Source organism: Staphylococcus cohnii subsp. cohnii, assembly GCF_002902365.1.
In the GTDB taxonomy this organism is placed as follows: Bacteria; Bacillota; Bacilli; order Staphylococcales; family Staphylococcaceae; genus Staphylococcus; species Staphylococcus cohnii.
On sequence record NZ_PPQC01000033.1, the window covers coordinates 1 to 12,897 of the forward strand.

At 32.4% G+C, this 12,897-nt stretch carries 11 protein-coding genes and 1 pseudogene; 3 read left to right on the forward strand and 9 right to left on the reverse strand.

From position 1 onward, the window contains the following. Positions 1–165 precede the first annotated feature (165 nt). The 9 genes from CD032_RS05750 to CD032_RS05790 all read right to left on the reverse strand — a co-directional run bounded on the left by CD032_RS05750 (position 166) and on the right by CD032_RS05790 (position 8,606). Complete coding sequence (locus CD032_RS05750) at positions 166–1,203, reverse strand: acyl-CoA dehydrogenase family protein (protein ID WP_019468796.1); 1,038 nt, start codon at positions 1,201–1,203, stop codon at positions 166–168. 13 nt (positions 1,204–1,216) lie between these two features. Further along, the gene (locus CD032_RS05755; RefSeq protein ID WP_046207559.1) at positions 1,217–1,978 is read right to left on the reverse strand and encodes an ABC transporter permease; all 762 of its coding nucleotides are present in this window, start codon (positions 1,976–1,978) and stop codon (positions 1,217–1,219) included. 5 nt (positions 1,979–1,983) lie between these two features. Then, the gene (locus CD032_RS05760) at positions 1,984–2,943 is read right to left on the reverse strand and encodes an ABC transporter substrate-binding protein (protein WP_019468798.1); all 960 of its coding nucleotides are present in this window, start codon (positions 2,941–2,943) and stop codon (positions 1,984–1,986) included. Positions 2,944–2,956: 13 nt separating this feature from the next. Then, the gene (locus tag CD032_RS05765) at positions 2,957–3,697 is read right to left on the reverse strand and encodes an ABC transporter ATP-binding protein (RefSeq protein ID WP_019468799.1); all 741 of its coding nucleotides are present in this window, start codon (positions 3,695–3,697) and stop codon (positions 2,957–2,959) included. A 252-nt stretch (positions 3,698–3,949) separates the two neighbouring features. Continuing rightward, on the reverse strand, positions 3,950–4,462 hold the full coding sequence (locus tag CD032_RS05770) for a DUF4242 domain-containing protein (RefSeq protein WP_019468800.1): 513 nt from the start codon (positions 4,460–4,462) through the stop codon (positions 3,950–3,952). Between the two features lie 363 nt (positions 4,463–4,825). After that, positions 4,826–5,527: an antiholin-like protein LrgB gene (lrgB, locus tag CD032_RS05775; RefSeq protein WP_019468801.1), complete on the reverse strand. Its 702-nt coding sequence runs from the start codon at positions 5,525–5,527 to the stop codon at positions 4,826–4,828. Beyond that, positions 5,524–5,967 (reverse strand): antiholin-like murein hydrolase modulator LrgA, encoded by a 444-nt coding sequence (gene lrgA / locus CD032_RS05780; protein WP_019468802.1) that lies wholly within the window; start codon positions 5,965–5,967, stop codon positions 5,524–5,526. Before lrgA ends, lrgB begins: the two co-directional genes overlap by 4 nt. 120 nt (positions 5,968–6,087) lie before the next feature. Next, positions 6,088–6,852 (reverse strand): response regulator transcription factor LytR, encoded by a 765-nt coding sequence (locus CD032_RS05785; protein ID WP_019468803.1) that lies wholly within the window; start codon positions 6,850–6,852, stop codon positions 6,088–6,090. After that, positions 6,849–8,606: a sensor histidine kinase gene (locus tag CD032_RS05790; protein ID WP_019468804.1), complete on the reverse strand. Its 1,758-nt coding sequence runs from the start codon at positions 8,604–8,606 to the stop codon at positions 6,849–6,851. The genes CD032_RS05785 and CD032_RS05790 overlap by 4 nt, the downstream gene beginning before the upstream one ends. Positions 8,607–8,952: 346 nt before the next feature. Between CD032_RS05790 and CD032_RS05795 the strand changes: the two are divergent. The 3 genes and pseudogenes from CD032_RS05795 (at position 8,953) to CD032_RS05805 (ending at position 12,710) form a co-directional block, all read left to right on the forward strand. After that, a pseudogene (locus CD032_RS05795) lies at positions 8,953–10,346 on the forward strand (MFS transporter). A 229-nt stretch (positions 10,347–10,575) separates the two neighbouring features. Beyond that, positions 10,576–12,171, forward strand: a complete 1,596-nt coding sequence (locus CD032_RS05800; RefSeq protein WP_019468805.1) for a M20/M25/M40 family metallo-hydrolase — start codon at positions 10,576–10,578, stop codon at positions 12,169–12,171. 98 nt (positions 12,172–12,269) lie between these two features. After that, the gene (locus CD032_RS05805; protein WP_019468806.1) at positions 12,270–12,710 is read left to right on the forward strand and encodes a DUF805 domain-containing protein; all 441 of its coding nucleotides are present in this window, start codon (positions 12,270–12,272) and stop codon (positions 12,708–12,710) included. The last annotated feature ends 187 nt before the right edge of the window (positions 12,711–12,897 follow it).

Below are 12,897 nucleotides of genomic sequence, written 5' to 3' on the forward strand. Positions count from 1 at the left end.
CCCTTCAAAGTTTACATTTTTAAGTGTCTACTTTGAAGGGAGCATATCATGATGATAGGGATTAGCCATTTATTTTTATATTAGACGATCATTTTATATCATTGTCGAATTTTTCATGTCGTCATCGTGTGTCTATGATTTTGATTTTTCATCTATACTCGTATACTAAACTGTAGTGCGGTATTCTTCTTCTAATTTTCCTAAATGTCTCAACGTAGGTGTAAGCGCAGCGAAAAAGAAACCTTCTTTCAATTTACGAGCTTGTGGCGCACGTGAAGAATATGCTCTAGAACCACCGTTTACCATCGAAGCTTGATTTACTTCTAATAATAGGTAACCAGCTTCTTTTTTAATTTTGATCAGTTCAGCAAAATTATCGTCTAAATCATCGTTTTCAATAATATGATAAAACGCGTTTTTAAGCTGTTTATATTGGTTTTCATACGCATTGATATCGAATTCTAAATATTTATTGATGCCATTTTGTGCGTCAGAAAATTTATGAATTAAATCTAACGAAGCTCTGATTGAACCGAGCGCTATAGGAATTTGTAAAGCTACAAATTGTGGTCGAATGGCAGAAGCAAAACTTTTTGCTTCTTTTGTTATAATTTGTGATTCAGGGATCTCTACGTTTTTCATTTCAATAGCAAATGTAGCCGACCCATTGACACCTAAGAAATTTGATTTTTCATCTAAAGTTATACCTTTTTGATTCGCTTTTACAATAAACATCACTAACTCATCTGTATCATTTGCTTTAGAAATTGCTCCAAAATAATGATCAGACGCAATATTACTTATTGCAGGTAATTTGCCATTAATAATTAATGTGTTGTCATTATAATGATGTGTTAAATTGAATGATTCTAAATCGTTAAAAGATTTCATAGGGTTAGATAAACCTGTTGCTCCTAAAATTTCTCCATTTAATAACTGTTGCTGTAAAGTTTTATTTAAATGTGGTTGATTTGCGTGTTGTAAATAAGTTGAAAATGCTAATTGACACCATAGACAAAAACCTGTAGTTAAGCAGGATTTTGAGACTTCTTCAATGACTTCTAGATTATTTTTTAAGTCATTTTCAGAAAAATAGCCATCTCTAAATAAGCCTTGAATGAATGGTCGTGGGTAATAACTCCCTTCATCAATTTCAATAACATAGGGATCTAATTCTGTTTCAATACGTTTTTGTAAAGTCATATAAATTACTCCTTTATTCTCCAAATCTGATTAAAATTAATTTTTCTAAATAACTAATTATTCTATCTATCAAAAATCCAAAGAGTCCAATAAAGAAGATCGCTGATAATACATCTTCTAAATTTAACATATTACGCGCATCTACGATTAAAAATCCTAGTCCAGATTGGGCTCCAATCATTTCACCTGAAACTAAGAAAATCCAACTTGTTCCCACTGCCATGTGAATACCAGCCATAATATGTTTAAATGAAGCGGGGAATAAGATGTTACGATATAACGTCCAACCACTTAAATTCATATTTGACGCAATTTTTAAGTATTGTGGCTCAACATTCCTAACGCCTTTAATCGTACTAAATACAATCGGGAAAAAAGCAGCGATAAAGATGATAGCCATTGCTGGTAAACTACCAATACCAAACCATAAAACAACAAATGGCGACCAAGCTATAGGTGAAATAGGTCGTATAAGTTGAAATAACGGCTCTATTGCAGTGTGCAATAAGGTGCTTCGACCTAAAATAAAACCTGTTGGGACACCAATTAAAATTGCGATACTAAATCCAATAAAAAATCGAAATAAACTGATGCCCAGATGGGTAAATATTTCCCCGGTAATAATAAAATGCCAAATACTCTGTGCTACTAGGATAGGACCTGGGAGTAATATCGGTTTATAATCTCCAATCCAAATGACACATTGCCAAATAAATAAGAAAAGTATAAATGTTAGTATAGGTAAAGTTTGCTTTTTAATTAAATTACCTGACATGCTGCTTATGCCTCCTTATACAGTGTTGGATCAACGAATGATTTATAAGATGGTGTTTCGAAAAGTTGATGTTGGTTAATCAACTGTGTAATTTTTTGATAACCATCTTCTTTAATAGATAAATTGCCATATGATGTCCATTCTGCGGATTGTTCCAATACTTTTCGATCTTGTTTAAAGTGCTTAGACATAATATCAACACTTTGTGATTTATCATTCATTCGATATCCAGCTTTTTTATAATCAGATATAAAACTTTGAGCAACATGTTTTTGATCTTTTATTAAGTCAGTTCTAAGTACTAAAGCACAACAGTATGCATCGGGAATCACTTCATTACCATGTTTTAAAGTTTTTCCTTTGCCTAACTTTTCTCCTAATGCGCCAAAAGGTTCGGCCACAGAATATCCAGAAATTCTATGTTCATTTAGGGCAGCTGGCATTTCTGCTGGAGCCATTTCATGATAACTGAATGTTTGAGCATTCAAATTTAATTGTTTTCTCATTTCTTCCAATAATAAGTAGTGCGTTGAATAACGATGAGGGATGGCAAATCGATACTGATGCTCATTATTAAAATTGTTTACCGTTTCACCTTTTTGTCCCATAATGACGTTACCTTCGTGGTGTCCTAGCGCAACTGCTTTAATATCAGCACCCTTTTGTTTAGATTTCATAGCTAATTCTATTAAGGTTGATGCGCCATCAATTCTCCCACTATTTAATGCATCCATAAGATCTGGCCAATTATTAAACTTAATTAATTTTAATTTATAACCATTATGTTTAGCTTGTGCTTTTACTTTTTGAGTCATCATTAAGTTAGCAGAATGTGTAATTGGCAAATAACCAATTTTTAAAGTCTTTTGCGGTTGATTATGTTGATTATTCTTCTGTATAGATTGATTATTACATGCACTTAGTATAAGGATCATAATTATTGGAAAGATGATTATTTTTTTCAATAGTTACAACTCCTTATATGTAATATTCAGGTTCTGCTTGATGGTGGTTTAATGCGAATTTTTCCATAATATTATTTCTTAAAGTTAATAAATAACTATCATTTCTATTTCTCGGATGTGATTGTTCAATTGAATATTGGCTTATAATATTACAGCCATCGCCGAGTAAGATAATGTGATCAGAAAGGTAAATGGCTTCATCAATGTCATGCGTAACTAATATAATCGTAGCTGTAGATTGTTTTTGGAGTTGTACAAGTTGATCTTGTAATTTATAACGTGTAAAAGCATCCAGTGCGCCTAATGGTTCATCCATCAATATGACTTTGGGTTGATGGACTTGTGCACGGCAAAGTGCTACGCGTTGTTTCATTCCTCCAGATAATTGCTCTGGAAACGTCTTTCCTTTATGATCTAAATCAACATATTTTAAATAATTATTGATTTCACCATCACTCATTTCGCGATTTAATCCTAAACGAATGTTGTCATTAATGTTTTTCCACGGCAGTAAATTATGATGCTGAAAAATCATTAAACAATCAGGTGATGGATTTTGTTTTAATTGATCTTCAATTTTAACAGTACCTGACGAAGGTGTTAAAAATCCGCCTATAATGTTTAACATGGTAGACTTTCCACAACCACTTTTACCTAGAAAAGTAACTATTTTACCTTTTTCAATATTTAAATTAAAATCATCGATAACACGATGGTCTCCAAATTGATGTTGGATGTGATTAATGCGAATCATGGCAACACCTCTATTATTCCTATCTAATTAATATGTTTTTTTGATAAAAAAAAAGCGGCAGAAATCTAAAATGTATCATTTGATTTCATATTGCCGCTCCTTGAATAGTGTTTAGGTTATTTATAAGTTTACCCCAATTTTTAGCTTAAATAAGATTGTTAGCTAGCAATGGTGTGACGAGTATGATACATACTTATAAATAACTTTTGCTAACTAAACCTATGGAATTATAAATATAAAGAGAAAGTTTAGTTATAATTTTTCAATATCATCAATAGGTGTATCTACAGCTTTTCTTGCACGACGAACGGCGTCTTCATCAGGTGCATCATATAAGCAGATACATTTTGACATATCTTCACATACATAAGTACGTTGGAATTGAACTTCAGGGACTTCTTCATAGTGGACAGAATTTTTCTTTTTACGCGCTAAATATTGATCCATTGTGATACCTTCTGGGATGTTCCACGTAACAAGATAATCAACGTGTGCATCACCTTTTTTAACTTCTTCTAAGTCTTTACCTACTAAACGTACTTCTTTAACTAAATTAATGTTGATAGATGCATCTTCAAGAAATTGTTTAGCTTCTGTATCACTGTTCGCTTCTACAATAAAATAGCCATGTGTTAAATCTTCTGTTGCTTGTACTTCAATTAATGTTGGTACTTCACCAGTAGTGAGTTTTGCTGCTTTATCTTCTAAGTCTTTTTTAGACTTTGCGAAATCAAGATTATTTGCTTCGAGTAAATATAATGTCATTTAATAGAACCTCCAATGTTTATAATAAATGCATAGTACTATAATTCTTATCAAAATACAAGGATATAAAAGGATGTTATTTTAATTTTCTGATAATTGTTAAAAATTATATTCTATGTAAAGTAAAATCTTTCGGGAAACATGTAACGTTAATTTTTAAAAAATTTCAAAACGTATATAAAATGATATAAACATTTATATTTAATTAAACTGTATTAAATATAAGAAAAAACGGGGGGAGAAAATTTTAGGTTTCATAAAACTAAAGAAAACGTCAACTTCTATATTTATCATAGAAATTGACGCTTAAGCTTGAGCAAGCATTGTTTATGTTCTAACTTTTTATCGTTGTGATTTTAGATATTATAGTAAGACTGTTGCTAAAATTGGTGCAACAACGACTACGATTACACCTACGATTACTAGTGAAATAGAGGCCATTGAAGCTTCTGTCTCACCAAATTCTTGTGCAGATGACACTCCTAATGAATGGCCACTTGTACCAAGTGCGAGCCCACGAGCAATAGGGTTTGTAATGTTAAATAATTTAATGAGTTTGGAACCTAAAGCATAAATAATGACACCATTTAAGATTACTGCCAATGATGTTAGTTCTTTAATACCACCAATATCGGCTGATACTGGTAAAGCAATGGCAGTGGTAGCACCTTGTGGTAACATAGATGCAATGATTTCATTTGAAAATTGGAAAGCACTTGCAATGAAATAGATAAATACCAAAGCAGCTGTCGTTCCGAAAGCAATACCACCAAGGATTTGTTTCCAATATTTCTTGAGCACGTCACGTCTTTTATATAACGGAATCGCAAAACAGATAGTTGCAGGTTCTAAAAAGAAATTGATGATGTCGCCACCGATTTTATAATTTGCATAATCTATACCTGTTAACTTTAGAAATGCTATACCGAAGACCATGCTGACAAATAATGGTGTAAATAAAAAGAAGCCATTCGTTTTCTTGAATAATATCGTTGCTACGATAAAAGGTATAATAGATAATAAAATTCCAAAATATGGTGTGTTAATGCCTAAATGTTCAATCATAATTTTTCCTCCGTTAACTGTTTAGGTTTTCTTTTCTTAGGTATAAATGATTTTGTAATTAACATTTGTGAGAAAAATCCAGTGCATAGTAATAATAAGATTGTAGAAATGATAATTAGCAATATAATCAAGATCGGACTTTGGCTTAATACGCCTAAAGAATTAATAACTGAAATACCTGCAGGTACAAATAAGAAACCAATATTATTTGTTAGCGTCGTACCCACTTTTTCAACTTCCCCAAGTTTAACAATCCCTGTACATAAAGCGATAAATAATAAGACTAGACCTATCACTGATGCTGGCATTGGAATAGGCATGAAACTTTCGATAATATTTGATAAAAGCATGATGATTGCCAGCACTAGTACTTGATGAAAAAAGTTATACGTTTTTGAATGACTAGGCTGCTTCTCAGTTTGTTTTTTGTTTGTTTCCATAATGTATTTCCTCCCGAATTAATCTTGAGTTAATTATAATATGAAAACGGTTGCTACTAGTCGTTTTAAAGGTGAATTACGAAACGTATATACTGAGTTGCATTAATTACGATGTGACATTCAAAGTAAGCCCATATTCTGCTTGAACGTTTTCATATATGAGCGACTGACTTGGAATTTTAATGCATTTGTCATCGTAAGTTGATAGGTATAGTTAAACCAATGTTCTATTGTTTGTATGTGTAATTTATTAACAAGCGTGGCACGGTGAATTCTCATAAACAAAGGATCCGCAATTTTTTTTTCGTAATGGTTAAGTGGTTCAGTTGTATGATAATTTTCTTGTAAGGTGTTGATCGTAGTAATACCGTTATTAACAGAAATAGCAATAATATCTTCTAAATTAATGATATGAATACGCTCATCTACTTCAATAGGTAAAACCATTTGTGAAGTTGGCGTATTTTCTTTGTGAGCATCATTTTGATGCTGGCTGACATCATTTGCTTGTTTATAAGTATCGTGATCGAGCGCTGTTTCAACTTTATGGATGGCCTGTGCAATACGTTTTTGTTCGAATGGTTTTAAAATATAATCCGTCGCATCTAGCTCAAAAGCTTTAACGGCGAAAGTATCATGTGCCGTAGCAAAAATAATATGTGGTGGGTTTTGCATTTTGTTAATTTTATTTGCTAAATCGAGTCCACTCTCTTCCATTAAATTAATATCTAAAAAAATTACATCATAACGATCATAAAGTAAGAGTTCTAATGTTTCTGAAACATTTTCTGCTTCATTAATTACATCAAACGTACGAATTTCATTTAATAAGTAATGAAGTTCGTTACGCGCTAAAGGTTCATCATCTACAATAATTGCTTTCAATGTTTTTCGTCCTCTCTTATGAAAAATGGAATAGTATAACTTACGTTGGTACCTTCTTTGCTGGAATGAATATGCATTTTAGCTGTAATACCAAATAAGCCTTCCAATCTGTGATTTAAATTCTCTAAGGCGCTACCTGTGCCTAAATCAGAATAAACACGTGTATTACCTATATTATTAATTTTATCATCAGGGATTCCTGAACCATTATCTTCAACTGATATATATAATCCATCTGCTGTTTTATAAGCGGTTACGATAATACGATTGTTATATTTACGGTTTTTAAAGGCATGTTTGATGGCATTTTCTATAAGTATTTGTATTGCAAATGGTGGTACAAGTGCACCATAACATGAATCTTCAATATTGAATGAAACATCAAAACGATCTGGATAACGTGCTTGTTCCAGTGATAAATAAGCCTCAACTTGTTGCAATTCCTTTTCAAGTGAAATCGTATTGTTACGTGCACCTTGTAAATTTGAGCGGAAAAATTGGCTGAGCTGTAACAGTAACTTTCTTGCTTTTTCACTATCAATTCTGACTAAGGCAGAAATTGTGTTAATGGCATTGAAAAAGAAGTGCGGATTTACTTGTGCTTGTAGTGATTTGATTTCGGCATCTCTAACTAAAGCGCTTTGTGTTTCAGCTTGTCCTAATTCAAGTTGACTAGAAAATATCTCTGCAAGGCCAGATGCTAACTGTTTGTCGGAATGAGAAACATCGTGCCTATTAGTAAAATATAGTTTTAAAGTACCAATAACATCATTCTTGACTCTTAATGGAACGACAATGGCTGCTTCAAGCGGGCATTCAGGATGATTGCAACCAATATCTTCCCTTGAATATGCTTCTTTTAAAGTACCTGCTTGTATTGCCTGTTTTGAAAGATTGGTAATGATTTGTTTTTGGGCAACATGATGATCACTTGCTGCACCTACATGCGTTAATATATCTTTACGATTAGTGATAGCGACTGCCGAAACACGCATAAGATCTAAAATAATGGTAGCTGCTTGTTTGGCAGAATGCTCATTTAATCCTGAGCGGAAAAATGGTAATGTTTCATTTGCTAGTTGTAAAACATCGTGTGTTTGAATAGCACGTGTTTCTTCTTCTTGTTTGATTGTCGATAATATAATTGATAAAAAAATTGCTGTACCGATTGAGTTGATTGAAATCATAGGTAAAGCAATTAATTTAACTAGTGACCAAGCATGCTCCGTATTATCAGAAAAGATTAAGATACAAATCATTTGAATAACTTCTGTAGTACCTCCAATAATAGTACCTTTAACTATGGTAGGATACTGACGTGCACGCATTGCTCTATAACCAAAATAACCGGATACTAGCGCAATAAATATAGATGAAATCAGATAAATATAAGCATCAGCACCACCAATATAAACACGATAAATGCCTGAAATTATTGCGACGAAAATAGCGACGAATGGTCCTCCAATTAACCCTGAAACGCCTATGGTAAGTACGCGCGTATTTGCGAGAGAAGCCTCAGGATCTAAGTGATTATAGACACTGCCATTAACGACTTCATTGCCATTGATTTGTATACCTGTGAAGTTTGAAATCATAGAGAAACACCCGAAAATGATGATGAGCTGCCATTGTGAACTTCGTTTATCTCTTTGATTCATCATTGTTTTAAAGTGATTAATATTCATTAATATATAAGCGATAATAATAATAAGACCTACACGTTCTAGTAATAAAATAAATAAATTTAACATCTCATACACCTTTATAGATAATTTGTCTATCTAGTATAATACATATTTTTGATTATGTATTAATTATTCTTATAGAAAAGAATAGAATTTTTAAACGCTATCAATATATTTTGTGGAATAATTAAAAAGTTACTTAATACACTTTGTGTGCTCTTTTTTAGCAATAAATTGAAGTAAATGTTATTTTTATCTTATTGACTTTTTTAAAAAATGTTTTGAATTTTAAAAAGTCATGTTTACCATGTAATCATTATTATAAGACAAGAGAAAATGTTTTGGAGCTGGACAAGTTAAATCATTAATAATGATTATGGTTGTTTTACGGGGATTTAGGAGGCAAAATAATATGGAATCAGAACAACCATTTGAAGGAGATAACAGACTTCTTTTAGGTATTTTTTTAAGAGTAATAACATTTTGGTTGTTTGCTCAATCGCTCGTTAATATCGTTCCTGCATTAGAAGCATCTTTCACAACTAGTTATGGAACGATAAACGTAGCCGTAAGTTTAACCACATTATTATGTGGTTTGTTTGTTGTAGGTACAGGAAGACTTGCAGATCGATATGGTAGGGTCAAAATGACTTATATCGGTTTGACTTTAAGCGTTCTTGGATCATTACTTATTATCATTCCAGGATTTTTGTCCCTTTGTTAGTACTTGGGAGAGCAATACAAGGGCTGTCTGCAGCATGTATCATGCCTTAGACATTAGCAATTATAAATGAATACTATATTGGAAGAAGGCGACAACGTGCGTTAAGTTACTGGTCTATCGGTTCATGGGGTGGTACTGGAATTTGTTCGTTTTTTGGTGGCATCATGGCTACCTTTGTAGGATGGCGATCTATATTTATTATTTCGATAATAGTAGCTTTAGTGTCTATGTATTTAATCAAACACACGCCAGAAACGAAAGCCATTCAAACTGAGGCATCAAAGCGTGCCAAATTTGATTTTGTAGGGCTAATTATATTAATAGTTGCAATGCTGAGTGTCAATTTAATCATTACACAATCTTCAAATTATGGTTTCTTTTCACCGCTTATTTTGATGTTAATTGTGATATTCATCATTTCAATTATTGTATTTATATTATTTGAAAACAAAGTTAAAAACCCATTGATAGATTTTAAACTTTTTAAACATAAAGCATACAGTGGTGCTACAGTGTCAAACTTTTTACTAAATGCTGTAGCAGGGACGCTTATTGTTGCGAATACTTATTTTCAATCGGGATTACATTTCACCTCATTCCAATCTGGTATGATGACTATTACTTACTTAGTAGCTGTTTTAATCATGATTAGAGTCGGAGAAAAAATCCTACAGGAAATCGGTCCTAAAAAACCAATGCTTATAGGTGCAGGGCTTAATGCGATAGGGATTCTATTAATCTCGTTAACCTTTTTACCTACACCTGTTTATGTCATCAGTTGTGTGTTAGGTTACTTAATTTATGGTGTGGGCTTAGGTATGTATGCCACACCTTCAACAGATACAGCTGTTACTACTGCGCCAGAAGATAAGGTAGGTGTCGCGTCTGGTGTATATAAAATGGCATCTTCACTTGGTAACTCATTTGGTGTAGCTATTTCAGGGACAATATTTACGATTATGTCAGCTCGTGACAATATTCATGTTGGTGCCATGTATGGACTGTGGTTTAATGCTGCATTAGCAATCATTGCATTTGTATTTGTATGGTTATTAATTCCGAAAAAGCAATTTAATAATTAGTTATGGTAATAAGATTTTTGAAGTAAATAACAAAATGAAATGCATCCTCTATGCTAGATTAAGCATCAAGCATAGAAGGGTGCATTTTTTAGAGTAGTATATTTGAAAAAATTAGGATATAGACAAACCTCATATGCGTAAATTAGTTTGAAATGTACAGTAAAATTATTGGTTATCATTGGGAAATCATATTATAATTTAGTAAACGCTTACAGGGAGGTCTGGATTGATGCAAACTTTATGGCAAAATGAACAAGATCGTTTAACTTTACTAAAACAACTTGTAAATCACCAATCAATTACGAATACACAAGGAGAGAAAACATTCCCTAATCTGGTAAACCAATTGTTATTTCAACTTAAATATTTTAAGACCAATCCCAATCAAATTCAAAAAATACTAACGGATGATGATAAAGAAGTATTAATTGCTTTTTATCAGGGTTCCCAATCCGGTAAAACTATTGTACTTGTTAGTCATTATGATACGGTCGATGTGTCGGAATTTGGTTTAGCTCATGATTTAGCTTGTAATCCTGATAAATTAAAGCAGTATTTTTTAGAAAACCAAAATTATTTAGATAAAGGGGCTGTAGAAGACTTACTTAGTGAAGATTACTTATTTGGTCGTGGGATTATGGATATGAAAGCAGGTCTCATGTTGCATATGTCTTTAATTGAATTAGCATCCATTGAACAATGGGATATTAATTTGATTTTAGTTACGGTTCCAGACGAGGAAGTAAATTCTTCTGGTATGAGAAAAGCGGTAGAAAAATTAGCAGAATTAAAAGCTAACTACGATTTAGATATACAATTACATTTGAATAGTGAACCTACTTTTCAGCAAGCTACTTCAGATGAAAAACATTATATATATTCAGGATCAATTGGTAAAATCATGCCAGCAGTACTGTGCTATGGAAAGGAAACACATGTCGGTCAGCCTCTTGAAGGTTTGAGTGCTAACTTTATGATGAGTTATATTGCACAAGCGGTAGAATATAACACACAGCTAAAAGAACATTTTGAAAATGAATCCACACCTGTACCTGTAACATTAATGATGAAAGATATTAAAGATACATATGATGTGCAAACGCCATACAAAACCATAGGATTATTTAACTTCTTTCTATTTAACAAAACACCTAAAGATGTTTTTAGAGAATTCATAAATACGGTCATCACTGCTGTTGAGCGTTGTGAATCGGATTGGCTATCTGTATTAGAAACAGAAGATTACCAATTCGATAAAAAAATTAATGTTCTGACATATGAGCAACTTAGGCAATATGTTGTTAAACAGTACGGTGAAGAAGCAATCACTAATCTTATAGATCAAACACTTCAAGAAACGTCAGAGTTACATTTACAGAATATTCATGTTGCAGATAAGCTGATGCAAATATGTAAGAATATAGCGCCAGCTGTAGTGACATTTTTTGCTTCACCTTATTATCCAGCTGTTAATGCTTCATCCGACAAGCACGTATCCTCAACTATAGAATTAGTGAAACATACACTAAATGAACAATTTCAGCGTAGTAGTGAACAAGTATATTATTTTAATGGCATCAGTGATACGAGTTATTTAAAGTTTGATGGAGATATGGAACAGATGGTTATATATGAGCAAAATACGCCAAATTTCAATCGTACATACACTATTCCTTTTGAATCAATAAAAGCCATCAGTGCACCTACATTGTTGATAGGACCCAACGGCAAAGATGCTCATAAATTAAGTGAGCGTCTGCATAAGCAGAGCGCATTAATAGAATTACCTGTCGTGCTAGAAAAAGTAGTTAAGTCATATATTTAAACTAGATATGTAGCTAGTACTTGTTAGAAGGTGTGCGATTACGCTATTATGAATAATAAATATTTAAATAACTTTAATTGAAAAATGGAGTGTCAAATATGATAGAGGCGTATAAAGATTTTTGGAAAAAATATATAGATTTTCAAAGTAAATCCAATAGATTAGAGTTCTGGACACCAGTGCTGATTCATATTGTTTGTATATTTATTGTAGCTATTATTGGTGTTATTGCTTTTATTTCAGGTGCTTTTGTTGTTGCTACAATCCTGTCAATATTGGTTGGGATTTTTGTTTTGGCAATGATTATACCAATGTTTGCTATTACATTGCGACGATTTTATGATGCAGGAAGAAGAAGAACTTCTGCCATCATTCTTATAGCTGTGTCTATTATTATGAACATTTCATTTGATTTGATTCAAATCAATAGCATAGCCATCTTACTTAATGTGATTGCATGGATATGTACGATTTTATTAATCATTGAAACATTGCTACCTTCTCGTAATGAATCGGATGCCACTTTAAAATGGTTATAGCATTTTAAATGCGAATGAAGATATGAGATAGCAAGTGTTTAGATGTATGAATTATGGCGAACTTTAATGTCGTAGTAGAGGAATAAGTATAATACACGCGTTTTAACAAAGATGTTCAAGTAATTTTCCAAAAATGAAAAATTAAAATTTATCGCTTATAAGCCGTTGTCATTAAAAGTCTGAAACA

Excerpts from the sequence above, each read along its gene's own strand:
- CD032_RS05750 (WP_019468796.1), bottom strand. The coding sequence starts at position 1,203 with ATGACTTTACAAAAACGTATTGAAACAGAATTAGATCCCTATGTTATT.
- CD032_RS05755 (WP_046207559.1), bottom strand. The coding sequence starts at position 1,978 with ATGTCAGGTAATTTAATTAAAAAGCAAACTTTACCTATACTAACATTT.
- CD032_RS05765 (WP_019468799.1), bottom strand. The coding sequence starts at position 3,697 with ATGATTCGCATTAATCACATCCAACATCAATTTGGAGACCATCGTGTT.
- CD032_RS05770 (WP_019468800.1), bottom strand. The coding sequence starts at position 4,462 with ATGACATTATATTTACTCGAAGCAAATAATCTTGATTTCGCAAAGTCT.
- lrgB (WP_019468801.1), bottom strand. The coding sequence starts at position 5,527 with ATGATTGAACATTTAGGCATTAACACACCATATTTTGGAATTTTATTA.
- lrgA (WP_019468802.1), bottom strand. The coding sequence starts at position 5,967 with ATGGAAACAAACAAAAAACAAACTGAGAAGCAGCCTAGTCATTCAAAA.
- CD032_RS05790 (WP_019468804.1), bottom strand. The coding sequence starts at position 8,606 with ATGTTAAATTTATTTATTTTATTACTAGAACGTGTAGGTCTTATTATT.
- CD032_RS05800 (WP_019468805.1), top strand. The coding sequence starts at position 10,576 with ATGCAAACTTTATGGCAAAATGAACAAGATCGTTTAACTTTACTAAAA.
- CD032_RS05805 (WP_019468806.1), top strand. The coding sequence starts at position 12,270 with ATGATAGAGGCGTATAAAGATTTTTGGAAAAAATATATAGATTTTCAA.